This window comes from Nonomuraea sp. NPDC005650 (genome assembly GCF_040605375.1).
Lineage (GTDB): Bacteria > Actinomycetota > Actinomycetes > Streptosporangiales > Streptosporangiaceae > Nonomuraea.
The window spans coordinates 1-24,945 of the sequence record NZ_JBEXCR010000091.1 but is presented as its reverse complement, the minus strand read 5'-3'; the positions used below and the strand labels follow the sequence as shown (position 1 = coordinate 24,945).

The 24,945-nt window shown below is 71.3% G+C and carries 19 protein-coding genes; 11 read left to right on the top strand and 8 right to left on the bottom strand.

The window, feature by feature from the left end:
* Positions 1-97 precede the first annotated feature (97 nt).
* On the bottom strand, positions 98-727 hold the full coding sequence (locus ABZS69_RS65420; protein ID WP_355394768.1) for a DedA family protein: 630 nt from the start codon (positions 725-727) through the stop codon (positions 98-100).
* A 194-nt stretch (positions 728-921) separates the two neighbouring features.
* Positions 922-1,275 carry a helix-turn-helix domain-containing protein gene (locus ABZS69_RS65415; RefSeq protein WP_355394765.1) on the bottom strand — a complete coding sequence of 118 codons (354 nt, stop codon included), beginning with the start codon at positions 1,273-1,275 and terminating at the stop codon, positions 922-924.
* A gap of 104 nt (positions 1,276-1,379) precedes the next feature.
* Between ABZS69_RS65415 and ABZS69_RS65410 the strand changes: the two genes are divergently transcribed.
* The 6 genes from ABZS69_RS65410 to ABZS69_RS65385 all read left to right on the top strand — a co-directional run bounded on the left by ABZS69_RS65410 (position 1,380) and on the right by ABZS69_RS65385 (position 6,671).
* On the top strand, positions 1,380-1,577 hold the full coding sequence (locus ABZS69_RS65410) for a ferredoxin (protein ID WP_355394762.1): 198 nt from the start codon (positions 1,380-1,382) through the stop codon (positions 1,575-1,577).
* Positions 1,574-2,752 (top strand): FAD-dependent oxidoreductase, encoded by a 1,179-nt coding sequence (locus ABZS69_RS65405; RefSeq protein ID WP_355394759.1) that lies wholly within the window; start codon positions 1,574-1,576, stop codon positions 2,750-2,752. The genes ABZS69_RS65410 and ABZS69_RS65405 overlap by 4 nt, the downstream gene beginning before the upstream one ends.
* Before the next feature lie 16 nt (positions 2,753-2,768).
* A complete protein-coding gene (locus ABZS69_RS65400) occupies positions 2,769-3,968 on the top strand; it encodes a cytochrome P450 (RefSeq protein WP_355394756.1) in 1,200 nt (399 codons plus the stop codon).
* A 14-nt stretch (positions 3,969-3,982) separates the two neighbouring features.
* Positions 3,983-4,927, top strand: a complete 945-nt coding sequence (locus ABZS69_RS65395; RefSeq protein WP_355394753.1) for an SDR family NAD(P)-dependent oxidoreductase — start codon at positions 3,983-3,985, stop codon at positions 4,925-4,927.
* Positions 4,928-5,062: 135 nt separating this feature from the next.
* Positions 5,063-5,251, top strand: a complete 189-nt coding sequence (locus tag ABZS69_RS65390) for a hypothetical protein (protein ID WP_355394750.1) — start codon at positions 5,063-5,065, stop codon at positions 5,249-5,251.
* A 67-nt stretch (positions 5,252-5,318) separates the two neighbouring features.
* Positions 5,319-6,671, top strand: coding sequence for an MFS transporter (locus ABZS69_RS65385; RefSeq protein WP_355394747.1), 1,353 nt, complete (start codon positions 5,319-5,321; stop codon positions 6,669-6,671).
* A gap of 107 nt (positions 6,672-6,778) precedes the next feature.
* Here ABZS69_RS65385 and ABZS69_RS65380 read toward each other — a convergent pair whose 3' ends face one another.
* The 3 genes from ABZS69_RS65380 to ABZS69_RS65370 form a co-directional block, all read right to left on the bottom strand.
* Positions 6,779-7,834, bottom strand: coding sequence for an MBL fold metallo-hydrolase (locus ABZS69_RS65380; protein WP_355394744.1), 1,056 nt, complete (start codon positions 7,832-7,834; stop codon positions 6,779-6,781).
* Positions 7,835-7,967: 133 nt separating this feature from the next.
* Entirely contained in the window at positions 7,968-8,801 is an 834-nt protein-coding gene (locus ABZS69_RS65375; protein WP_355394741.1) for an alpha/beta hydrolase, read from the bottom strand.
* Between the two features lie 76 nt (positions 8,802-8,877).
* Positions 8,878-8,976, bottom strand: coding sequence for an alpha/beta hydrolase (locus ABZS69_RS65370; RefSeq protein WP_355394738.1), 99 nt, complete (start codon positions 8,974-8,976; stop codon positions 8,878-8,880).
* Between the two features lie 311 nt (positions 8,977-9,287).
* Between ABZS69_RS65370 and ABZS69_RS65365 the strand changes: the two genes are divergently transcribed.
* From ABZS69_RS65365 to ABZS69_RS65350, 4 genes are all read left to right on the top strand, one after another.
* Positions 9,288-11,573 carry a helix-turn-helix domain-containing protein gene (locus ABZS69_RS65365; protein ID WP_355394735.1) on the top strand — a complete coding sequence of 762 codons (2,286 nt, stop codon included), beginning with the start codon at positions 9,288-9,290 and terminating at the stop codon, positions 11,571-11,573.
* 114 nt (positions 11,574-11,687) lie between these two features.
* Positions 11,688-12,386, top strand: coding sequence for an alpha/beta hydrolase (locus ABZS69_RS65360; RefSeq protein WP_355394733.1), 699 nt, complete (start codon positions 11,688-11,690; stop codon positions 12,384-12,386).
* Between the two features lie 77 nt (positions 12,387-12,463).
* Positions 12,464-15,391: an AAA family ATPase gene (locus tag ABZS69_RS65355; RefSeq protein ID WP_355394730.1), complete on the top strand. Its 2,928-nt coding sequence runs from the start codon at positions 12,464-12,466 to the stop codon at positions 15,389-15,391.
* Between the two features lie 127 nt (positions 15,392-15,518).
* Entirely contained in the window at positions 15,519-16,319 is an 801-nt protein-coding gene (locus ABZS69_RS65350; protein WP_355394727.1) for an alpha/beta hydrolase, read from the top strand.
* A 7-nt stretch (positions 16,320-16,326) separates the two neighbouring features.
* Here the strand turns inward: ABZS69_RS65350 and ABZS69_RS65345 are convergent, their stop codons facing one another.
* The 3 genes from ABZS69_RS65345 to ABZS69_RS65335 all read right to left on the bottom strand — a co-directional run bounded on the left by ABZS69_RS65345 (position 16,327) and on the right by ABZS69_RS65335 (position 23,448).
* Positions 16,327-20,616, bottom strand: coding sequence for a WD40 repeat domain-containing protein (locus tag ABZS69_RS65345; protein ID WP_355394724.1), 4,290 nt, complete (start codon positions 20,614-20,616; stop codon positions 16,327-16,329).
* 931 nt (positions 20,617-21,547) lie between these two features.
* A complete protein-coding gene (locus ABZS69_RS65340; protein ID WP_355394721.1) occupies positions 21,548-22,252 on the bottom strand; it encodes a response regulator transcription factor in 705 nt (234 codons plus the stop codon).
* Positions 22,249-23,448: a sensor histidine kinase gene (locus tag ABZS69_RS65335; RefSeq protein ID WP_355394718.1), complete on the bottom strand. Its 1,200-nt coding sequence runs from the start codon at positions 23,446-23,448 to the stop codon at positions 22,249-22,251. The genes ABZS69_RS65340 and ABZS69_RS65335 overlap by 4 nt, the downstream gene beginning before the upstream one ends.
* A gap of 210 nt (positions 23,449-23,658) precedes the next feature.
* Between ABZS69_RS65335 and ABZS69_RS65330 the strand changes: the two genes are divergently transcribed.
* Positions 23,659-24,462 (top strand): hypothetical protein, encoded by an 804-nt coding sequence (locus ABZS69_RS65330; RefSeq protein ID WP_355394715.1) that lies wholly within the window; start codon positions 23,659-23,661, stop codon positions 24,460-24,462.
* Positions 24,463-24,945: the final 483 nt, after the last annotated feature.

Below are 24,945 nucleotides of genomic sequence, written 5' to 3'. Positions count from 1 at the left end.
CCATCGACCGGACCACCTACAAAGCCACCATCAGCATCAACATGATCCCGGCCAGCCCTTGACGCGCTACCCCAGCCCTAACTGAACGGCGTTGCTTCTAGCCCTGCTTGCCGGCAGTGGCCACCGCGGACTTCTTCTTGCGGAGTTTGCGGATCACGATGATCGCCACGACCACGAGGAGCAACCCGCCCAGGATGACGAGCATCATGGTGTCGGCGTTTCCCAGACCCGCGGCTGCCGCGATGCCGACCAGCAGGGGTAGCGCCGTCGAGCAGGCGGCACCCATGGCCACCGGTGGCAGGAACGCGCGGTAGGACATGTGCGCCGCGCCGGCGACGGCAGGCATGAAGCTACGTACGAGCGGGAGCAGCCGGCCGGTGAACACCGCCCAGCGGCCGCGTTTTTGGAGGAGGGCCGAGGCCCTGTCCCAGCCGTCACCCCCGTACTTGTGGATGAGTTTCGTATCGCGCAATGACGGACCGACGCGGCGGCCGAGTTCGAACCCGATCACGTTGCCGCACAGGGCGCCGAGCGTGACCACGGCCCACATGACCAGGAACTCCGGCACCGAGCCGATGGTGGCCGCCACGATCAGCAGTGCCGCCTCTCCCGGAAGCAGGAACCCGACGCCGATGATGGCTTCCCCCAGTGCGAGCACTCCCGCTCCCGCCAGCATCGCGGGCTCCGGCAACGACTGCAACCAATCCAGCACGCTGGTAAACGCCATGATGAGCACCTCTCAGATGGATTTCCCCGGACAGAACTGGCAGTCTGCTGCCAACTGTAGCCCTGTGCATCAGGGTTCACCCTGAGATCAGCCCTGAAAATCGACTACTTGTGGTCATGATTCGTTGCGTCGGGTAGTCAGGTGGCCGAAGGTGGAGTGCCCGGCTGGGTGGCCGTGGCGACTGGCTGGCGGGGTCAGTCGAACAGGCTGCGCGCTCGCGGGTTCCGGACCACGGGCACGGCCGGGGGTTGGACGGTCGCGGTGGCGGGGGAGAGACCGTCGAGGACGAAGCCGAGGTAGCGGCGCCGGCCTTCGGTCTTGGGGTCGAGGTCCTCGGCCACCCGTTGGTCGAGGACGGCCTGGATGAGGTCGCCGCGGCGGGGGAAGTGGCGGTAGGGCGTCCGGATGCCCACGCCGGCGCGGCGGGCGATCTCCTCGAGTGACACGTCCGGGCCGTCGTCGGTGAAGGCGGCGTGTGCGGCGCGCACGATCCGTTCGACGTTGCGCGCGGCGTCGGCCCGCAGGTGCCGCTCAGTCTCTGTGGCCACCACCCGGTCACACTAACTGGCAGCATCGTGCCAGTTGTGCTACGTTTCGCGACAGCAAGGGAAGTGGCATCAAACTGCCAATTGCTGTGGCGAGGGGGAGTCCGATGAAGGTGAGCGTGGCCGCCGACAAGTGCGTCGCCGCCGGTCAGTGTGTGTTGCTCGCGCCGGAGGTGTTCGACCAGCGGGAGGAGGACGGCGTCGTCGTGCTGCTGGACGAGACGCCCGGCCCGGAGCTGTACGACGCGGTCCGGGAGTCGGCCATGGTGTGCCCCGCCGCGGCCATCCGCCTGGCGGAGTCGTGAACCGGGTGGTGATCGTCGGGGCGTCGGCCGGCGGGCTGGCGGCGGCGGAGTCGTTGCGCCGGGCGGGATTCGAGGGCGTGATCACGCTCGTCGGTGAGGAGCCACGGCCGCCCTACGACCGGCCGCCGCTGTCCAAGCAACTGCTGGCCGGGCAGTGGGCGCCGGGCGATCTCGCGCTGCGTCCGGCTGCCGACCTCGACGCGCTGGGGCTGGAGCTGCGGCTGGGCCTGCCGGCGACCGGGCTGGACCCGAGCCGGCGGCAGGTGACGCTGGCCGACGACACCCGCCTTCAGTACGACGCCCTGGTCGTCGCGACCGGCGTCCGCGCCCGCCGCCTCCCCGGCACCGACGCTCTCGCCGGGGTGCACACGCTGCGCACCCTGCCGGACGCGCTGGCGCTGAAGGAAAGACTCCGGCCGGGAGGGCACCTGGTGATCGTCGGCGCCGGGTTCGTCGGCGCCGAGGTGGCCGCCACCGCCCGCGCCCTCGGGGTACGGGTGACGTTGCTGGAGTCGGGGCCGGTGCCGCTGGGACAGGCCGTCGGCGAGGAAGCCGGCCAGATCATGATCCGCAGGCACGTCGAGCACGGGGTCACGGTCCGCACCCAGGTCTCGGTCACCGGGATCCTCGGCACCGGCGGCCGGGTGACCGGCGTACGGCTGGCCAACGGCTCCGTGGTGCCGGCCGACGACGTGCTGGTGGCGATCGGTTCGGCGCCGAACACCGAGTGGCTCGCCGGCAGCGGGCTCACCGTCGACGACGGGCTCGTGTGCGACGAGTTCTGCGCCGCCGCGGAGAACGTATACGGGGTCGGTGACGTGGCCCGCTGGCACAACCCCTTGTTCAGCACCGGGATGCGGATCGAGCACCGCACCAACGCCGCCGAGCAGGGCATGGCCGTCGCCCGCAACATCCTCGCCCCGCCCCGCCCGTTCGCCCCGGTCCCGTACTTCTGGTCCGACCAGTACGACACCAGGTTCCAGGCCTACGGCGACCTCCGCGACCACGACGAGGCACTCGTCCTCGACCGCGACCGGCTCCTCGTCGCCTACCGCAAGGCGGATCGCCTCGTCGGCGTGCTCGCCGCCGGCCGGCCGGCCAAGACGTTGCGCACCTGGCGCGCCCTCATCGCGGCCCGCACGCCGTGGACCGCCGCACTCACCACCGCCGCCTGACAGAAGGGGATTTTTCATGACCTCCACTGATCTGCCGGTCTTTCCCGGCGAACGCGAAGCCCGCTGCCCGTTCAACCCGCCCGCCGAGTACACGCGATGGCGCGATGAGGAGGGCCTGCGACGGGTCGACTGGAACGGCCACAGCGTGTGGGCGGTCAGCCGCTACGAGGACATCAAGACCGCCATGTCCCACCCGGCGATCAGCGCGGAAGTCCTCGGCGTGCTGCAGGGCAACGTCAAACGGGAGGGTCCTGGCGCGCCGCAGACCTTCCCCCGCATGGACGACCCCGAGCACGCCCGGCTGCGTCGCATGCTCACCAAGGACTTCACGGTCAAGCGGGTCAACGCGATGCGCCCGGACATCGAGGCGATGGCCGGCGAGTTCATCGACGCCATGGTCGCCAAGGGGCAGCCGGGCGACCTCGTTCAGGACTACGCGCTGCCCGTCCCGTCGATGGTGATCTCGCTCCTGCTCGGCGTTCCCTACACCGACCACGAGTTCTTCCAGACGATCACCGGCAAGCTGATGAACATGTACACCCCGCCGGAGGAGAAGGCCAGGGCCTCCAGGGAGTTCTTCGGCTACATGCTGGAGCTGGTGGCCCGCAAGGAGAAGGAGCCCGGCGACGACCTGATGAGCCGGGTGATTCGCGAGCACGTACTGACCGGAGAGCTGAGCCGCGAGACGGCGGCGATGAACGGCCAGATCCTGCTCAACGCCGGCCACGAGACCACCGCCAACATGATCGCGCTCGGCACGGTGGCGCTGCTGGAGAACCCCGACCTGGCCGCCCTGGTCCGGGACACCGACGACCCGAACGTGCTCGCCAACGCCGTCGAGGAACTCCTGCGCTACCTCACGATCGTGCACAGCCTCATCGCCCGCATCGCCACGCAGGACGTCGAGATCGGCGGCACGCTCGTCAAGGCCGGCGACGGGCTGATCATGAACCTGTCCGCCGGGAACTGGGACCCCGCCTTCACCGCCGACCCCGGCACGCTCGACCTGGCCCGGCCCGCTCGCGGGCACCTCGCGTTCGGCTACGGCGTGCACCAGTGCCTCGGCCAGACCCTCGCCCGCGCCGAACTGCAGATCGCCCTGCCCACCCTGCTGCGCCGCCTCCCCGAACTGCGGCTGGCGGTGCCGATCGAGGACATCAGGTTCAGGAACGACATGAGCATCTACGGCGTCCACTCCCTGCCCGTCAACTGGTGACCGGAGGACACTTCATGACCGACCTCAGGTTCGACGGCAGGGTCGCGATCGTCACCGGCGCCGGTGGCGGGCTCGGCCGGGAGTACGCGCTGCTGCTGGCCTCGCGGGGCGCGAAGGTGGTGGTCAACGACCTCGGCGGCTCGGTGACCGGGGACGGGGCGGACACCGGCCCGGCCGAGGCCGTCGCCCGGGAGATCCGCGACCACGGCGGCGAAGCGGTCGCGGACACCGGCGACGTCGCGACCCCGGACGGGGGCGAGTCGCTCGTCCGCGCCGCGCTCGACACGTACGGCCGCGTCGACATCCTCGTCAACAACGCGGGCATCCTGCGGGACGCGCTGCTGGAGGACATGACTCCCGAGCTGCTGGACCCGGTCCTCGACGTGCACGTCAAGGCCCTGTTCCACGTGACCCGGCCGGCCTGGCGGCTGATGCGGGAGCAGAGCTACGGCCGTGTCATCAACACCACGTCGGCCGCCGGGCTGCTCGGCAGCCCGCACAAGAGCAACTACGGCACGGCCAAGGCGGGCGTGGCCGGCTTCACCCGAGTCCTCGCCGTGGAGGGCGCCGAGCACGGCATCAGGGTCAACGCCATCGCGCCGATCGCCGCCACCCGCATGCTCGTCCAGCACCTCGGCGGGAACACCCGGCTCGACCCCGCGGCCACGGCCATGATGGACGCCATCGTCGGCAAGCTCGATCCGGCGCTGGTGGCACCGGTGGTGGCGTTCCTCGCGCACGAGAACTGCCCGGTCACCGGCGAGATCTTCACCGCGGGCGCGGGCCAGGTCGCCCGATTCTTCACCAGCAGGACCGCGGGCTACCACAATCCCTCGCTGTCCATCGAGGACGTCCGCGACCACCTCGCGCAGATCCGCGACGAGACCGGCTACACCGTCCCGGCCGGTCCCGGCGAGGAGATCACGCAACTGTTGCGCGTCGTCGCGGCCCAGCCGTAACGAGCAATCGTGCCGGGCCGGCCATCGGGTTTTCAGGAGGCCGGCCCGGCCGGTGAACCGGCGACCCCGCATGCCCCAGCCCCAAGCGCCGCGAGAAGAACCTCTCGCGCCAGAGTCCACCGAGGACGTGTGCTCATGAACGTCACGACCGACTCCACCCCGCCGCCCCAGGGCTGCCGGGCCGATCCGGCGGGGGAGCGCGCGGCCTGGCGCGTTCGGCGCGTGGACGGCGGCACCGCGTGGGTGGTGAGCCGGCACGAGTACGTCAGGTTCTGGTGTGACATGTCCGCCTGCGGCGTCCACGAACTCCCCGTCAGCCGGTGACACGATGCGCAGCGACCTGACACCCCGGCAAGCTCCGACTCTCCCGCGACGCCCGAATCCCGCACTCGTGCTCGGCTCTCTGGCGCTGGCCGGGGTGGTGTTCGCGATGCTGCAGTCGCTCGTCGCCCCGGCCCTGCCGGTCATCGGCAGGCAGCTCAACGCCTCGACCGCGGACATCAGCTGGCTCGTGACCGCCTACCTGCTGGCCGCCGCGATCGCCACGCCGGTCGCCGGCCGCCTCGGCGACATGTTCGGCCGCCGCCGCGTGCTGCTCATCGTCCTCGGCGTGCTCGCCACCGGAATCCTGGTCGCCGCGCTCGCCGGCAACCTCGCCGTCCTGGTGACCGGCCGCGTTCTGCAAGGAGCCGGGGGCGCGATCCTGCCGCTGGCGTTCGGCATCGTCCGGGACGAGCTGCCGCGCGAACGCGTCGGCCTCGCCGTCGGCCTGCTGTCCGCGCTGCTCGGCACCGGCGGCGGTCTCGGCGCGGTGCTGGCCGGACCGATCGTGGCCGGCTTGGGCTGGCACTGGCTGTTCTGGTTCCCTCTGATGGCGATCGCCCTCGCCGCCGTGGGCATCGTGTTCGGCATCCCGGAATCCCCGGTCCGCGCGTCCGGCCGCATCGACGTGCCCGGCACGCTGCTGCTGGCGGCCGGCCTGGTCTGCCTGCTGCTGGCGCTCAGCAAGGGCGGCGCATGGGGCTGGGCCGGCGGCCTGACCCTGAGCCTGTTCGGCGGGGCGGCCGTCACGCTCACCGCGTGGGCGATGGTCGAGCTGCGGGCTCGCGCACCGCTGGTGGACATGCGCATGCTCGCCAGCCGGGGCGTGTGGACGACCAACATCGCCGGCATCGCTTTCGGGGTGGCCACGTTCGGCTCGTTCCTGCTGGTGCCGCTCCTGCTCCAACTGCCGGCCGAGACCGGCTACGGCCTGGGCAAGTCCGTCAGCGAAGCCGGCCTGTTCCTGCTGCCCGCGACCGTGGCGATGGTCGTGTTCGCGCCGCTGTCGGGTGCGCTGGACCGGCACTTCGGGGCCAAACTCCCGTTGGTGCTGGGCATCGTCATGGTCACGGCGTCGTACGTGCTGCTCGCCGTCGCGCACAGCGCGGCGTGGCAGCTGCTGACCGCGGTCTCGCTGATGGGGATCGGACTCGGCCTGGCGTCCGCCGCCATGACCAACGCGATCCTGGCCACCGTGCCACCGTCTCAGACCAGCGCGGCCACGAGCATCAACACCCTTGCCCGCTCCATCGGCGGCAGCATCGGCACCGCCGTCCTGGCCGCGACCCTGTCCGCCAACGCCACCGCCGGCCACGTGCCGTCCGAGGCCGGCTTCACCACCAGCTTCTGGATCTGCGCGGGCACGCTCGCCGTCGCCTTCGTCGCGGCCCTCCTGCTCCCCACCCGCAGACGCGATTCTTGACCAGATCGGCGTGTACGTTCGCGGAAGCCTTTCTACTTTGTAAAGGGCGCCGCCCGCAGGCGCTGAAGCGCGCGGGCGCTGCTCTCAGTTCCCGATTCACCAGGCAGTCAGGGATGGATGCTGAAGGGGCCGAGCAGGCCGGTGTCGATTCTCATGGACTCCAGCAGGCCGAAGGCGTTGTCCTTGGTGAACACGTCGGCGGCGGCCAGCGTGCCGAGGTAGCCGGCGACGACCGGGGCGGCGGCCTGCTGGGCGACCGCGTTCAGGTAGCCGGCGAAGATCGCCCACGCGTTGCCTGCCGGACCGTACTTGCTGAAGAACGGTGCCGGGTCGAGGCTGGAGACCGTGTCACGGAGGCTGGTCTGCAGGTCGGCCAGGTATCGCTGCTGCAGGTGGCCGTCGGCGCGGGTGCCGAGGCGGCCGAGGTGGCCGCCGACGAGGGTGCGCCACGGATACCTCATGGCGATGTCGTGGGCCCGCAGCCAGCCGGGAATGTCCTGGGAGACGGCGAGGTTCTTGAACGGCACCCAGCCGGGATAGAGCACGTCGACCACCATCAGGGTCTCCTGTTCGGGGGCGTAGACGAAGATGTTGTCGGGTGAGTGGTTGGGGCCGTGGTAGGCCAGTTCGAGGCGCTCGCCGCCGACCTGCAGGACGTGGTGGTCGTCGAAGGTGAGCGTGGGCGCCGGCCGGTTCGGGTCCGCGTCCCGGCGCAGGAATCGCGCGGTCTCGGTGTGTCCGATGCGGATGACGTCCTTGCCGAGGATCGAGGCGGCTCCGATGTGGTCGGCATGTGAGTGGGAGTAGATGAGGTGGGTCACCTTCCGGGGGCGGCCGTTGGCCTGGGTGACCTCGTCGATGGCGCGCAGCAGGTTGTGCCCGATGGTGGGCGGCGCGTCGACCAGGACGACGCCCTGGCGCGTGGTCAGGAACATGGCCTGGTAGAAGGAGTCGGTGACCCAGTACAGGTCGCCGTCGATCCGGCCGACGAAGTAGCCCTGGTCGTTGAGCGCCGGGCCCTTCGACGCCTCGGGGATGGGCGCGTAGTCGGGCAGCGCGCCGGATGCGGGCGCGTCGCCGGGCCCGAGCAGGCCGGCGGCCAGGGGCAGCGCCGAGGCGGCGGTCGCTCGGGTGAGGAAGGTTCGCCTGCTGGTGTGGGCCATGGGGGTTGTCTCCATTCGGAAGGTGTGGCGGTCAGACGAACGTGGGGCGGGCGGAGCGGTGCGGCGGCCGGGGCGGGCACCGCGACAGGCGCGGGGGATCTGGCCTGCCGCGGTGGCGCGGCGTTGGGTGGGTTCAGCTCGTGGTGCGGGCTGCCGCTGTGATGAGGGCCGTGGTGGTGTCAGGTTGGGAGATCATGATCACGTGGGAGGCTTCCCTGACCTCGCTGGTGCGCGCGCCGGCGCGCTTGGCCATGAAGCGCTGGGCTGCGGGTGGGATGGCCTGGTCGGCGCCGGCGACCAGGTACCAGGAGGGGATGGTCTTCCAGGCGGGCGGCCCGCTCGGGGAGGCGAGCGCGGCCAGGGCGGCCGGGCGCTGGGTGGCGGCCATCAGGGCGGTGTCGCGGGCGGGCAGGTCGGCGGCGAAGGCGGCGCGGAACTTGGCCGAATCGATGTAGGCGTCCGTGCCGGTGCCGCCGCCGGGCAGCGGGTACTGGCGGGTGATCAGGCTGGTGGGCAGTTGGCTGCCGGGGAACTTGCCGGTCAGGTCGAGCGCCGACTCGGCCTCCTCGGGTGCGAAGGCGGCGATGAAGACCAGGGCCTTGACGTTGGGGTGGCCGGTGGCGGCGTTGGAGATGACCGCTCCGCCGTAGGAGTGGCCGACCAGGATGACCGGACCGTCGATGGTGGAGACGATGCTCGACAGGTAGGCCGAATCCCCCATCAGGTCGCGCAGGGGGTCGGCGGGGGCGATCACCGGGTAGCCGGCGCCTTGGAGCCGGGCGACGACCTTGTTCCAGCTTGAGGCGTCGGCGAACGCGCCGTGGACCAGCACCACGGTGGGTTTGGCCGCTTGCCGGCTCGCCGCGGTGGAGGCGGTGGCCGATGAGCAGAGAACCGTGACCAGGATGGCCAGGACGGTCAGGATCCGGGTTCTCGGCCGGGGGAGCGGGGACGCGTACGTGGACATGGCGGATCTCCTTGGTGGAGTGGGGTTCTCAGACGAGGCGCCGAGGCAGGGCCGGGCGTCCCTTGCCGGTGTCGGGTCAGTTCTTCTCGAGGAAGCGCAGGAGCGTGCGGGTGAGCTGTTCGGGCTGTTCTTCGAAGATCCAGTGACCGGAGTCCTCGATGACGGTCCCGGTCACCTGGCTGGCGTACTGAGGGGGGAGTGGATCGTGTTCACAAGGCGTTCCCCTTTCCGCGGCGAGCGAGGGGCGCAGGCTGCTGAATGCGCCGACCGTGCGGTCCGGCTCGCCGGTCTCTCCACGTCGGGAGCCTCGGCATCGCTGCTCAAGGAGCGATGGGTGTTCATGGGGCAAACCGTAGAAACCGGCTCGCTTGGCGGGCGAGCGTCACCTGACTGCGTCACCGAGCGCTATGTGACTGCGGGTCTTGTTCCAGACGGCGGGTTGCCCGAGCCAAGGCCGCTGTGACCGGTCTTCCCCGTAAGCTTTGGGTGGTCTCCACTTGGATCGCGGAGAAGGAGCACTCGATCAGCGCCCCACTCAGCTTCGCGGAGGTGCTGCGTGGCCATCGGCACGCGGCACGTCTGACGTTGGAGCAGCTCGCCGAGGCCTCGGGGGTCAGCGACCGGACGCTGTCGGACATGGAACGCGGACGCAGCAAGGGCCCCCAGCATCGGACCGTCACCGCGCTGGCCGACGCCCTCGGCCTGGCGGACGCCGATCGCCGACAGCTCGTCGAGCTGGCGCGCGAGGGCCGTCTGCGCGATCACTGGGCCCGCCCGACCGGGCTGTGCGAGCTGCCGCGCTCCGTCGACGACTTTACCGGCCGAGCCGCGGAACTGGCCTGGACCAGCGAGCTCTTGCGCGCCGGGGACGCGCCGGGCACCGCGGGAGTGCTGCTGATCACCGGCTCTGCCGGGTTGGGCAAGACCACGTTGACCGTCCGTGCCGCCCAGGTCCTGCGGCCGGAGTTCCCCCACGGGGTGTTCTTCCTCGACCTGTTCGGTATGTCTGCGCAGCCGCTGCCCGTTGACGAGGCACTGGGCCTGCTGCTTCGCGCGCTCGGCGTCGCGGATCAGCAGGTCCCGGGCGACGTCGCCGGGCGTGCGTCCTTGTACCGGTCCCTGCTGCGTGAGCGGCGCGTGCTGATCGTGCTCGACAACGCCGCCTCCGAGGAGCAGGTTCGGCCGCTGCTGCCGGGCGGCGGTGCGGGCAAGGCCCTGGTGACCAGTCGCCGCCTGCTGGCCGGTCTGGAGGGAGTGCGCAGACTTGGCCTGGGGCCCTTGCCCCTGCTGGAGGCCACCGAACTGCTGACCGGAATCCTGAAAGACCGCGGCGCCTCGGACGAGGGATCGGCCGTCGGGCAGCTCGCGCGGCTGTGCGGCGGTCTGCCCCTCGCGCTCCGGATCGCCGGAAATCGGTTGGTCAGCCGGCCCGGCTGGAACGCCGCCGACCTCGCCGCCCGGCTGACGAACGAGGAGCGCCGCCTGGACCAGCTCAGCGCCGGCGATCTCAAGATAGCCACCGCGTTCGGGCTGTCGTACGAGCAGCTGGCCCACTCGACGCGGCGGGTCTTCCGCCGGCTCGCCCTGGTGCCGGGCCGCAGCTTCGACGCCGCGCTGGCCGCCGTGGTGGGCGGCACGTCGACCGAGGGGGCCTGGGACGCCCTCGACGAACTCGTCGACCTCGGTCTGCTGCAGGACAGCGCGTTGGGACGCTACCGCTTCCACGACCTGGTCCGGCTGTTCGCCCGCGACCGGTTCAGGGAGGAGGAACCCGCGGCCGAGCGCGACGCGCTCACCGTGACGATGGCGTCGTGGCTGGTGCGGATGGCCACCACCGCCGGGCGGTGGTTCGAGCCCACGTACGGCCGTCCCGACCCCGACCTCGCCGGCCTGTCCTCCCCCGAAGAGGCCGACCACTGGCTGCGCGTGAACGCGGACAACTGGCTGGGCGCGTTACGTCACGTGGCGAGCATCGGCCGGTTCGCCGCCGTCCTCGACTGCGCCGAGTCGATGGACTGGTTCTCCGACCGGTGGATGCATGCGCCACACTGGTACGAGGTCTTCACCCTCGGTGCCGAGGCCGCCGCTGTCCTGGGCGATCCGGCCCGGCAGGCCGCGCAGCTGAACATGCTGGCCTGGGTCCATCTGGTGCCGCGAGAGGACCTGGAGACCACCCTGCGCTACACAGCCCAGGCGATGGACCTGGCAGCCCGCGGTGGTGCCACGGCGCAGATCGCCTTGGCCCACCACCATGCGGCGGGCGCGCTTCGACGGCTCGGGCGGCTCGACGAGGCCATCGCGGCGGAGACCCGGGCGGCGGAGATACACAAGGCCAACGGCGACATCGATCGGTACTGCCAATGTCTGGGCGCCCTCGGCACCTGTCTTCGCGACGCCGGACAGTACACCGAGGCACTGGAGCAGTACCTCGGCTTGCTGGCCCTGCTGGACGACGACCGCTCGAGGATAACGCCGAGCGTAGCGGCGTTCACCAGGCCGATCGCGCTTGCCCGCGTCGGCGAATGTCTGGGATCGCTCGGCCGCCGGGCCGAGGCGATCACCAAGCTCACCGAGGCGATCAGCCTCATGGAGCAGGCTCAGTTGCCCGTCCCGCAGGCACGCGCCCTGGAGACACTGGCGGCCTTGCTGGCCGAGGAGGACCGCACCGGCGAGAGCCGCCAGGCCCACGCGCGGGCGGCCGAGGTGTACGAGGCGATCGGCGAGGCCGAGGCGAGCGGCCGCTGCCGCGACCTGGCGAACGCCGCGCCCTGACGGGTTCCGCGCTACTTCTGCGTCCCGTTCTGCGTGGCCGGGCCACGTGCGCGCGACTTGGATGGAGTGCACCGGGACCGGCGCCGGGCCTGTCCATCCAGCTCGGGGGCGACCATGACCACCATCAGGAACATCGTGCTCGTGCACGGTGGCTTCGTGGACGGATCCGGCTGGCGGGGCGTCTACGACGAGCTGACCAGGGACGGACTGCGCGTCCACATCGTGCAGAACCCGACGCTGTCGCTGGAGGACGACGCCGCGGTGACCCGCCGGGTCCTGGACGGCCTCGACGGCCCGGCCGTCCTGGTCGGCCACTCCTACGGCGGGGTCGTCATCAGCGAGGCCGGTACGCACCCCAACGTCGTGGTGCTGGTGTACATCGCCGCGTTCGCCCCCGACCGGGGCGAATCGGTCAGCACCCTCATCGCCGGGGCGCCGGTGCCGCCCATCCTTCCTCCCGTGGAGGGCTTCCTCTTCCTCGGCCGCGACGAGTTCGCCGCCTCGTTCGCCGCCGACCTGCCCGAGCAGGTGACCGCGTTCATGGCAGACTCCCAGGTCCCGTGGGGCGTGGACGCCCTCGACGGGTCGGTCGCCGAACCGGCCTGGCGGCACAGGCCCAGCTGGTACCTCGTGGCGACCGAGGACCGGATGATCCCGCCGCCGGCCCAGCGCATGATGGCCGAGCGCGCCGGAGCGAAGGTCGTCGAGGTCATCGGCAGCCACGCCGTCCACGTCTCCCAGCCGGCCACGGTCGCCGGCCTCATCCGCGAGGCGGCCGCCCTCGCGGGATCGGACACCGGTCACATCCGGTGACATCGGGGCCGGCTTGATATGAACGCCGCCGCAGGCAAGTCGCCCAGACCACGAACAAGGGAAAGGCCGGAATGCCCATGAACCGCGTTCCCGACGAAGGCATGGTCCTCGTCCCCGGCGGCACCCTCATCACCGCCACCCCCGGCTCGCCGGTCCGTCCCTGCCCGGAGGTCACGTTCGCCAGACAGGTCCCCGAGTGCGGGCGATCACGGCTTCATACGTCGGCAGACCGGTCGGCGCTTTTCGGGCGGGAGCCCGAAAGGCGGCGGCTCGGCGACTTCGTGGACGGCGTCCGCGAGCGCGGTGGGGCGATGCTGGTGCGCGGCGAGCCGGGCATCGGGAAGTCGGCCTTGCTGCTGGACGCGGCGGGGACCGCGGCCGCCCTGGGCATGCGGATCCTACGGACGACCGGCGTGGAATCGGAGACGCACATGCCCTTCGCCGGTCTGCATCAGGTGCTGCTTCCCCTTCGTGCCGAGATCGGGGAACTGCCCGCCCCCCAGCGTGACGCGCTGGGAGCGGCGTTCGGGCTGACCGACGCCCGGGTGCCCGACCCGTTCCTCATCGCCCTGGCGGCGCTGAACCTCCTGGGCGAGGCCGCCGCCCGCTCGCACGTCCTGCTCCTGGTCGAGGACGCTCACTGGCTGGACCGCGCCAGCGCCGACGTGCTCGCGTTCGTCGCGCGGCGGCTGGAGTCCGAACCGATCGTGCTGCTGGCCGCGATCCGCGACGGTTTCCGGAGCCCGCTCGACGGGGCAGGGCTGCCGGAGTTGCTCCTCGATCGCCTCGATGACACGGCCGCGACCGCCTTGCTGGACGCCTACAGTCCCGCCCTGAAGCCGGCGGTGCGCGCACGGTTGCTGCGGGAGGCCGCTGGAAACCCGTTGGCCCTGGTCGAGCTGCCGATCGCCGCGGAAACGCAGGACGGGAAGGGGCCGTTGCCGCCGGGGTGGCTCCCGCTGACCACCCGGCTGGAGCAGACCTTCACCGCCCGCATGTCGGGGTTGCCCTCGACCGTTCGGACCATGCTGCTGGTGGCCGCGCTCAACGACAGCACCGCCCTTTCCGAGATCCTCGACGCCACCGCGCTGATCACCGGCGTTGCGGCCACGGCAGACGATCTGACGCCCGCTGTCACCGTACGGCTGGTCGACGTGCACGAGGCCGGAGTGTCGTTCCGGCACCCGCTCATGCGCTCGGCGATCTACCAGGGGGCGACCATCTCTCAGCGGCACGCGGTGCACGCCGCGTTGGCCGGCGTCCTCACCGGCCGACAGGATCGTCGCCTCTGGCACCGCGCGGCGTCCACCTCCAGGCCGGATGAGAGCATCGCCGCCGAGCTGGACACCGTGGCCAGAAGCGTGCGACGCCGGGGCGACCTGTTGGCGGCCGTCGCGGCGCTGGAGCACGCGGCCAGGCTCAGCGAGAATCCCGCTCACCGGTGTGAACGGCTGGTGCGGGCCGCCGAGTACGCCGCCGAGATGGGACGGCGCGATCTCGTCGTACGGCTGCTGGGGGAGGGCGAGCAGTTGCGGCCGTCGGCCCGGCAGCGGGCCCGGATCGTGTGGATCCGCGAGGGTTTCGAGGACGGCATCCGCGACGACAGCGCGGCAGCGCATTCGCTGGCAGACCTCGCCGAGAGCATGGCCGCGCAGGGCGACGTCGATCTCGCGCTGAAACTCCTGTCCAGCGCGGCCTTGCGCTGCTTCTGGGCTCATGCCGACGAGCGGTCACGGCAACGCGTCGTCACCGTGGCCGAGGGCCTGCCCGTCGACGATCTGGACGGGCGGCTGCTGACGGTCTTGGCGTTCGCGGCTCCGATCGAGCGTGGCAAGGTCGTGCTGGAGCGATTGCGCCGGCTGGCCGCTCATCCGCCCGGCGGCCGGCTGGCGGCCCGCCTGCTGGGCAGCTCGGCGTTGATGGTGGGGGCGTTCGACCTGTCGGAGGAATTCTGTGCCGCGTCGCTGCCGGCCCTGCGTGCGCAGGGGCGGCTCAGCCATCTGGCACGGGACCTCGGCGCGCAGGCGTGGAGCGCGGCCCGGCTGGCCGACCTGAGCGTGGCCATCCCCGCGGCCGAGGAGGCCGCTCGGCTGGCGCACGAGACCTCCCAGCCGCTGATGCACGCCATAGCTCAGGCCTCAGGCGCGGTGGTCGCCGCGCTACGTGGCGAGCAAGATCGCGTGGAGAGCCTCGCGGCGGCGGCCGAGCAGGTGGCCCTGCCCGTCGGAGCCCGCCCCGTGCTGGCCACGGTGCAGCTCGCGCGCGGGCTCGCCGCGCTGGGCGAGGGACGTTACGCCGACGCCTTCGACCAGCTGCGACGGATGCACGATCCCGCCGATCCGGCCTTCCACCTGGCGTTACGCTGCTTTTCCCTGGCTGAACTCGCAGATGCCGCGGTGCACAGCGGTCAAGCCCGCGCGGTCGCCGGCATCGTCGCCGAACTGGAGGCGGTGGCGCTCACCACACCGTCGCCGTCGTTGCACGCCGACCTGCGCTATGCCCGGGCGGTCCTGGCCGACGAGGCCGCGGCAGAGCCGTTCTTCGCCGCCGCGATGGGGGCCGACCTGCGGCGATGGCCCTTCGTACGGGCCCGGCTGCAGCTGGCGTACGGTGAGTGGCTCCGGCGCCAGCGGCGTACGGCCGAGTCGCGGGCGCCGTTGCGCACGGCTCGCGAGACGTTCGACGCCTTGGGGGTGATCCCCTGGAGCGAGCGAGCGCGTCAGGAGCTGCGGGCCGCCGGCGAGAGCAGCCGCAGCCGCAGCAGCGAAGCCCGCGACGTGCTCACCGCGCAGGAGCTCCAGATCGCCCAGATGGCGGCCGACGGCCTGACGAACCGGGAGATCGGCGAGAAACTCTACCTGTCCCATCGAACCGTCAGCTCCCACCTCTACAGGATCTTCCCCAAGCTGGCGATCACCTCGCGATCGGCTTTGACCACGGCCCTGCGCGTATCGGCCTCACCTGACCGCTACGCGCTGGTGACGTTCGGTGACACAGTCATGTGACGCTCGCGAGGCGCGCGGGGAGCTTCCTACGGTGAGGCCATGACCGCAGGAGCTTCCGCTTCGACCGCGACCCAGGCGGTCAAGCACACCCATCCGGCATGACAGTCGTGTTCCGTAGGAGCAACCGATGACCGCACCGACCGTTCCCGTCCTCTTCATCCACGGCCTTTGGCTGCACGCCACCTCCTGGTCTTCCTGGACCGAGCTGTTCACGACCGCGGGCTACGACGCGGCGGCCCCCGGCTGGCCGGGCGACGGCGAAAGCGTCGAACTGTCCCGCAAGAACCCCGACAGCATCGCCGACCACGGCATCGACGACGTCGTCGCCCACTACACGAAGATCATCAACGCTCTGGACGTCAAGCCGATCCTGATCGGTCACTCCTTCGGCGGCATGATCGCCGAGAAGTTGCTCGGGCAGGACCTGGCCAGAGCCGCGATCGCGATCGACGCCGCGCAGATCAAAGGGGTGCTGCCGCTGCCGTTGTCGGCGCTGCGCTCGACCCTGCCGGTGTTCAAGAACCCGGCCAACAGGCACCGGGCCGTCTCCCTCACCCTCGACCAGTTCACCTACGCGTTCGGCAACGCCATCCCGGCTCAGGAAGCCGCCGAGCTGTACGAACGCTGGACCATCCCCGCGCCGGGCAAGCCGCTGTTCGAGGCCGCCGTCGCGAACTTCTCCCCCCATTCGCCCGCCAAGGTCGACACCGGCAACGACGCGCGGGGCCCGCTGCTGCTGATCGCCGGTGGCAAGGACCACACCGTCCCCGAGACGGTCACCCAAGCGACGCTCAAGCAGTATCGGGGCTCCGCCGCGATCACCGAGATCCAGCAGTTCCCCGACCGGGGCCACTCCCTGACCATCGACCACGGCTGGCGTGAGGTGGCCGAGGCGTGCCTGGCCTGGCTCGCCAAGAACGATCTGTAGACCCCGCTCAGGGGCCGGCGCACACCGGCTCGTACGCTCTGCCCGGCACGTACAGGTCCCATTCCTGCCGGGTGAGCGCCCGCTGGGCCAAGGCGCAGACGTTCTCCTCGCTCACGGCGGGCAGGGCCACGTTCCACAGCCGGATCGTCTTGTCGTAGCCGGCGCTCACGAGCGTGCGGCCGTCGGGGGTGTAGGCCACTGCGGAGACGTCCTCGCGATGGCCGGTCAGCGGGCGGCCGAGCTGCCGCCCGGTGGCGACGTCCCAGAGCCGGATCGTACCGTCGCGGCCGGCGCCGGCGAGCTGCCGGGCGTCGGGGGAGAAGGCCACCATCCAGACCGTGTCGGTGTGTCCGACCAGCGGCTGCCCGAGTTGTCGTCCGGTGGCCACGTCCCACAGCCGGATCGTCCGGTCGGCGCTCGCGCTGGCGAGGAGGCGGCCGTCCGGGCTGAAGGTGACATGCTCGGCGGCGCCGGTGTGGCCGCGCAGAGGGGCGGCATCGTCGCGGCGCGTGCGCGGGTCGAGGAGCCTGATGCTGCCGTCGTCCATGCCGACGGCGAGGGTGGCGCCGTTGGGGGAGAAGGCCAGGGACGAAGCTTGGACGCCGGTCACCGGCGCGCCGATCTGCCGGTGCGCGCGCACGTCCCAGAACCGTAGCGTGTCGTCGAATCCGGTGCTGGCGAGCATGGCGCCGTCGGGGCTGAACGCCAGCGCCAGCACCCAGTTGTCGAGCTGCGCGGCGTGGCCGAGCAGCGGTACCCCGATCTGGCGTCGCGTGGCGACCTCCCACAGCCGGATCGCCCCGTTGCTCTCTCCGGTGGCCAGCACCTTGCCGTCGGGACTGAAGGCGACCGGGCCGTGCTCGCCCATCTCACCGGCCGATACGGGCCCTGCGAGACGGTCGCGCGTGGCCAGGTTCCACAGAAAGGCGCCGGGCGCGCCCGATGTGGCCGGCGTGCGCCCGTCGGGGCTGAGCGCCATGCGGTAGATGGTGCCCGTGCCCCGCTTGGTGACAGGTCTGCCGGCCTGCCGGCCGCGCAGCAGGTCCCACACGCGGACGGTGCCGTCGACGCCGGCGCTCGCCAGCCGCGTCCCGTCCGGGGAGAACGTCACGTCCTGGGGCGTGCCGGTGTGGCCCACGAGGGGCGTCCCCACCTGCTCGCGGGTGAGGGTGTCGTACAGGACGACCGTGCCGCCGCCACCGTCGGCGGCCAGCAGCGTGCCGTCGGGACTGACGGCCAGAGCGGCGCCGGGCCCCTTGAGCGGGGCGCCGAGCTGCGTGTGGGTGGCGGTGTCCCACCAGCGCACGGTGTCGTCGCTGTCGACGCTCAGCAGCTTGGTGCCGTCGGGGGTGAAGGCCACCTTCCACGCCGCGATGTTCCCCCTGCGGGTCACCGGGCTGGGCTTGATCTCACGGCGGCGGGCCACGTCCCAGAACAGCACCTGCCCCCGCGTTCCGGCGGTGGCGAGCGTCCTGCCGTCCGGGCTGAAGGTGACGTCCTCGGCCTGGTCGGCCCCGAAGTCCCCGATCCGCCGGCGGGTGGCGACGTCCCACAGGTACAGCGTGCCGTCCCCTCCGGAGGCGGCGAGCGTCGCGCCGTCCCGGCTGATGGCCAGCGCCTCGAAGGGCGTGCTGGTCCCATCGGCGGTGATCGGATCGCCCGAGGGACGCCGGGTGGCGACGTCCCAGACCCGGATCGCGCCCCCGTCGGCCTGCTCCGTGCGGCTCGCGCCGAACAGCAGCCGGCCGTCCCGGCTGAAGGCCAGCCCCGTCGCCCATTCACCAGGCCCGGTCGCGAAGCTCGCGGCCTGGCGGCCGGTCGCGGTGTCCCACAGCCGGACGGTGCCGTCGCGCCCCGCCGAGGCCAGGAGCCTGCCGCCGGGCGCGAACGCCACCTCCTCCACCACCCCCGCGTGGCCCGTGAACACCGAGCGGGCCGGGTTGAGCAGCGCGGCGGTCATGGCCGCGCGGGCCCCCGGCGTGTCCCTCATCCGCCGGGCCGCCGCCGCCAGCAGCCGAGACAGCGCCGGGTCGGTCTCGGCTAGCTCCAGGCTGCGGCCCGCCAGTTCGCGCGATCGCGCGGCGTTCTCCTGCGCGCTCGCCTCGGCGGCGCGGTTCGCGGCGACGCCCGCCCCGACCACCGACGTCAGGAACAGGATCACCAGCACGGCCACACCCGCGCGGCGCAAGCGGACGGCCCGCCTCTCCAGCCGCTCGCTCTCGCGCAGGAACGCCCGCTGCGCGCCGGTCAGCGCGGGCCCGCGCACGGGGTCGGCCTCCCAGCGCGGGAACACCTCTCGCAGCGCCGCCAGCCGGGTGCCGCGGTAGAGGAAGGCGGGGTCGCGCTTCTTGGCCTCCCAGTCGGCGACGCCGTCCAGGAACTGGCGGAACAGCACGTGGTCGCCGCGGCCCTCGTCGAGCCACCGGTTGAGCTTGGGCCACTCCTCCAGCAGCGCGTCATGGGCGATCTCCACGGCGCCGTGCGCGGCACCGCCCGTGTCGCCGGTCCGGACCAGGAGCCGGCGCTCGGTGAACGCCTCCAGCACCGCCTCGACGTCGTCCGTGCCGCCCGCCGGACGCCTGCCGGCCAGCTCTCCGCCCGCCACCCGGCGGCGCACGGGCCGTCCGTCAGGTCCGATGACGGCCAGCCTCAGGAAGACCTCCCGCGCGACCTTCCGTTGTCCGGCGGAAAGGCCGTCGTACACCTCGTCGGCGGCCGACTCCACGGCGTGGGCGATCCCGCCGATCTCGCCGTACGCGCTGCTCGTCAGCGTGCCGCCCGCGCACTTCTCCCAGGTGAGCAGCATCGCGTGCGACAGCAGGGGCAGGGCGCCGGTGCCGAAGCCGGCCTCGCCGGTTCGTGAGCGCAGGTCGCGCAGAACGTCGTCGACCAGCGCCGGCTCGACCCGCACCCCGGCCGCCGTGGCCGGTCCCGTGATGGCGCGGCGCAGGTCGGACTCCGACATGGGGCCCAGCGTGTACTGCCCGCCGTCCAGCGCCTCGGCCAGCGCGGGATGGGCGTTGCACTCGGTGGCGAAGTCGCCGCGCACGCCCAGGACCACGAGGGCGGACGAGCGGGCCGCCGCCACCAGGGCGGTGGCGAACGCCTCCCGTTCCTCCCGCCCGGCCAGGAGGAACACCTCCTCGAACTGGTCCACGACGAGCACCAGCCGGCCCGGGTCGCGCCGCTTCAGCCGTTCGGCCTCGGCCAGCACAGCGTGCTGCACGGTCAGGTGCGCGTCCTGAGGGTTGGCGCCCAGCGAGCGGCGCACCGCTCCTGCCTGCAGATCGCCGAGATGGCTCAGCCGGACCGCCAGCTCGTCGAGCGGGTGCTCTCCCGGCGTCATCAGCACCTGCGGCCAGTGTTCGCTGCCGGGCGCGCCGGGCAGCAGGCCCCGGGAGATCGCGGGCAGCAGCCCGGCCCGCAGCAGCGAGGACTTGCCCGCTCCCGACGCCCCGGCCACCATGACCAGGCCCGATCCGGTCAGGCGCTCTGCCAGCCGGCTCAGCAGCCGGGCGGTGTCCCGTTCACGGCCGTGGAAGATCGGCGCGTGCTCCCGCTCGAACGGCCACAGGCCCCGGTACGGCGCCCGCCCCGCACGCCAGCGGGGACCAGCGGCCCCCTCCGGTCGCGTGACGTCCAGACGCCCGTTGAGCAGCGACAGTTCTTCGAGGATCCGGATCGAATGCTCGTACTGCCTGAGCATGAGATCCCGGTCGCTCTGTGCCCGCGCCTCCTCGCGGTGCCGTACCCGCAGGAGCTCCGCGACCTTGCGCGACATGTCCTCCAGAAGCAGGCGGAACTCGGCGAAGTCGCCGCTCAGCTCGCCGAACGCCTCGGTGAGGCGCTCCTGGATGCGGCGGTCGCCGCTGACGAGGGCCGCCTCGATGGCGGCGCCCGCCGCGTCCACCCGGTGCAGCACCGCCGCCATCGCGCGCCGCAGCTCCCCGGCGCCCTCCCCGCCTTCCTCCAGGCCCGCGAGGAGCCGGGCGACGACCTCGTCCTCGAGCTCCTCCTGCGTGGGGGGACGGCCGGAGGTACGCCGCCGCAGCGCGTCCGCCGCCTTGATCAGCACGTCGGCGAGCACGTTGCCGCCCACCCCGCCGAGCACGTCGGCCCCGGCGGCGAGCAGGTTGCCGGAGGTCAGCGGGATGAGGGCGCACGCGCACAGCGTCACCACGATCCCGTGCGGCGACAGCTTCAGCAGGCCGCCGCCCATGCGCCGCACCACGACGGCGATCCGTTCCCGGGCCGCGCGTGCCTGCCGGGCTCCGGGTTCCTCCCCGGTCGGCTCCATGCGCACTCCCGTCCGCCCGCGAAGGCACCCGCCGTACCGGTTCATCGCTGCCGACGGGCCCGCCGCTACGTTCCGGTTCGGCCACAGGTTGTCGCACGCGTAGCCGAAGCGGTGGGAGACCCGCGAACTCCAGTCCGGCCTGGCTTGAGCGAGCGTCGCCGAGACCGAGACGGTCCGGCGGGCCGCCCGCACCAGTGGCTTCGAGCTGCGCGGTCAGGCCCACCGCGCCCGCCTTGAAGGTCTCCCTACCGCCATCGACCAACTCGTAGGTCCAGTCCTTCAACCGCGTTGAGTCGGTACCCAGGTAGTGGACGCTCTGCGGGTCCAGGCCGAGGTGACTGCGCGCCGCCGTGTCGGTGAGGTGGAATGCCACACCTCGTCGCCTGTCAGCGACGGGCACATCCTGAGTCGGCGTGCTGCCCTTGATCGTGGGCAGTGCGCGGAAGAGCGTGGCCCGTACATCGGGGGAGAGCCCTCCGCGTCTGCGGCCCGCAGTCTCGCGTGCTGTCCAGCACACGCCTCAGGTCGCGGCACGGCGCCGCAGGTGGCTGTGGGCTTGGAGGCACGAACCGTGCGCGTGCCGCCTCGGCTCGACTCCTGCCTCCTGGGAGATCTACTTTGTAAAGGGCATGGGTGGGGACAAACACTTCAAAAACACAAAAAGCACGGGCTTCGCCCGTAATCCACCAACACCAAAACCGCCCACTGGGCCGCGTTCTGCCGAATAGCTCCGAGCTGGCGGGCGCTCCCGAGACGACCGGGTCCACAACCACTCGCCGGAAAGCTGGTGGCGTCGGGTCTGTCGTGGAGCGGCTCGGCGCTGGTCAGGAGGTCAGGGGTGGAGCCGTTACGCTCGTTTGGCGACGACATCCACGAAGCGTTCACGAGGCTTGCCGCGGCAAGCATCTGCTGGCGGCGCCTCGTCCGTTGGTTACCGGCGGCCCTCTGGGATGGTGATGAGCCCGCCTTCGTAGGCGGCGACGACGAGTTGGGCTCGGTCGCGGGCGTGCAGTTTGGCCAGGAGGCGGCTGATGTGGGTCTTGACCGTGCCGACCGTGAGGTGGAGGTGCTCGGCGATCTCGGAGTTGGACATTCCCTTGCCGACGAGGGTGAGCACCTCACGCTCGCGTTGGGTGATGTCGCTGAGATCTCTCAGGGCCGGGGCGGGGTGCGGGCCGCGCAGGAACTCGGCGATGAGCCGGCGGGTGACGGTGGGCGCGAGCAGTGCTTCGCCGGAGGCGATGACGCGGATGGCGGCCAGGAGTTCGGTCGCTGTGGCGCTCTTGACGAGGAACCCGCTGGCGCCGGCTCTGAGTGACGCGTATACGTACTCGTCCTGGTCGAACGTGGTGAGGATCAGCACGCGGATGCCGGCGCTGTCGGGGTCGGCGCAGATGCGTCTGGTCGCCTCGATGCCGTCCATGTCCGGCATCCGCACGTCCATGAGGACGACGTCCGGTCGGTGGCGACGGGCCAGGAGGATGGCTTCGGCGCCGGTGCCCGCTTCGCCGACGGTGGCCAGTCCTGGTGTGGCGTCGATGAGGATTTTGAGGCTGTCGCGTATCAGGACCTGGTCCTCGGCGAGCAGGACTCGGATGGGCGGGGGCGGATCGTGCGGGCCGGTGTCGGTGGTCATGTCGTGGTGCCGTTCGGGTTGTAGGGCAGTCGAGCCGCCACGCGGAAGCCTCCTTCGGGCCGGAATTCTGCGCTGAACGTGCCTCCGTACAGTTTGACCCGTTCGCGCATGCCGATCAGGCCGTGTCCGCCGGGGACCGTTCGCGGTGGGCGGCCGTGGCGGGGGCCGTCGTCGACTATCTCGATAACGGCTGCCCGCTCATCGACGTCCACGGTGACCGTGCAGCGGGTGGGGCCCGCGTGGGTGATGACGTTGGTCAGGGCCTGTTGCACGATCCGATACACCGACACCGCGACCGTGGGCGGCAGTTCGGCCTCTGCGCGTACGGTCAGGTCCGCCTCGACGCCGGCCGAGCGGGCGTGGGCGGTGAGCTCAGGCAGGTTCGCCATGCCGGGGACGGGTACGTGGGTCTCCTGTAGATCGCCGTCGGACCGCAGGAGGCCGAGCACTCGGTGGATCTCGGCGAGCGTGCTGCGGCTGGTCTGCTCGATGACGTCCAGCGCGGCGCGTACTTCCTGCGGACGCTCGTCGGCGACGTGGTTGGCCACGGTGGCCTTGACGGCGATCAGGCTCATGCTGTGGCCGATCACGTCATGCAACTCCCGGGCGATGCGCCTGCGTTCATCGGCCACTGCGGCTTCGGCGAGGTGGCGGACGAGGCGGGCGGTCGTGTCCCGTTTCCAGCGGACGACCGTCCCCACGGCCCATGCGGTGGTCAGGAGGATGCAGGTCGCACCGATCTCCACCGGCCAGTACGGCGGCATCTCGGTGGGCGCCGCCGCGGGTGGGAGGCCGGGGAGCACCTGGTCGTAGAAGATCAGAATGGCTGCGACCGCTCCGAGCGTGCAGGCCGCCAGGCCCATCACCGACCAGACAGCCGAGGCGGTGGCGGCCACTATGTACAGCACCAGGACGGTCGGCACGAATGTCAGCCAGATCACGCCTGCCGCGACGGCGCCGGTCACAGTCGCTGCAGCGCCGGCGGCGCCCGCGAGAGCGAGCATGGTGCGCGGCCGAAACCGCCGAACTGCAGCCGGCAAGCTCACGACCGCCGCTACCGGCCATGCGGACCAGGCGGGCCACGTCGACGACGGCCCGGGCGGGTCGACAATGGCGTATCCGACGGTCAGCGCCACGATGACGGCCACCGCCGCGTCGGCAGCGCCCTTTCCGTCGATCCGCCGTGCCCACTCCATGACGGGAAGTTATCGTCTCAGCCGATCATTCGGCATCAGCCCACGGTTGGACATGTACTTCTGTCTGGGGTTGTATTCCTTGCTCGTGTCTGCCGGCCAAGATGCGACCTGAGCCAGACGCGTGCCCGTTGCCTCGCCCTTCATGCTGCTGGAGCGCCCTCGGCATCCCAGGCCGGAGCGCTCCGAAGCGAACAAGACGGGCGGTAATCCATGAACATTGATCTTCGAGGTCAATTCACGCGATGGCGGCAGGCCGACGCCGACCGGCGGGCCGCCAACGCCGCTGCCGGTCTGGACCGCCGGCCCTCGTTCCCCGGCCGTTGGGTGAGCGCGATCTCGTTCATCGGCGGCCCCATCCTGATCATGACCGGGACTCTCCTGCGCTCCCCGTTCTACTACTTCGTCCCTTATCAGCTCGTGGCCTACACCCAGCATCCCGCCCTCGTCACCGCAGCCTACGTCTGCTTCGCCGGCGGGTTCGTGCTGCTGTGTCCGGCCGTCATGACGCTGGCGCAGAGGATCGCCGCCACCAACCCGCTGTGGGGACTGTGGGGCGGCTGCCTGGTGCTCGTCGGCCTGTTCACCCGTACCTTCCAGTTCGGCACAGATCACCTGGCCTTTCACCTGACCGACAGCCTTGGCCTGCAGACCATGCTCGGCGGCATCGACGGCTACTACCTGGCGTGGCGGGACACGATCTGGCATCCGTTCAGGGCCATGTCCGGACCGGCCTTCTTCGGCTGGATCGTGCTGGCCGTCGGCGCCTACCGCTCGGGCGCCTTGGGGCTGGTCCGCTCGATCGCGCTCGGCCTGATGGCGGCGCTCGCGCTCGGGACGCTCAAAGGCACCGAACCGCAGTCCTTCATCGCCGTGGGCGGCCTCTGCGTCGCCTTCATCCCCCTGGGCATCTCCCTGCTGCGCAGCGGCCCCCCGCCGACCAGACGCGCCGTGTTCTGGATCGTCGTCCTCATCCTCGTGCACGTCCTCATGACGGCCTACGGCCCGAGGGGGTGAGGACCTCGAGTTCACGCTCGGCGACCCGGAAGATGTGCTCACTGTGCCCGTCGTCGCGCTCTCTGTCTCGGCGGGCGTGCATTTCCATATCTCCAGTGCCGGAGTGGGAGCCGCGCGATAGGTCGCGTGACCATGGCACACCGCCTGATCCGGGCGGGAGCGAACTGACCCGGCCAGATCGGTTTCTCTCAGGGATGACCCGAGTTCTGGGGCAGGTGGCGACTCGGGCATAGCCGGGTATGAGCGATGATCAGCGCAGGCGCATGCCGGCACGGACGCTATGGGACCGGTCTCCCTGGCGAGTCTGCTGCAAGTCACGTGTAAGCCTGCACGTCTAGACATGCGTAGGTGATCTGGGATGCCGGATTTCGCGTGATGACGGTGTTGCATCGGTCAGGTCGTGATGATGTCGACTGTGGTGAAAGGGTGGGAGCGCTCCGTATGGCGTTGGAGATCAGATTCCTCGGTCCGTGGCAGGTGCTG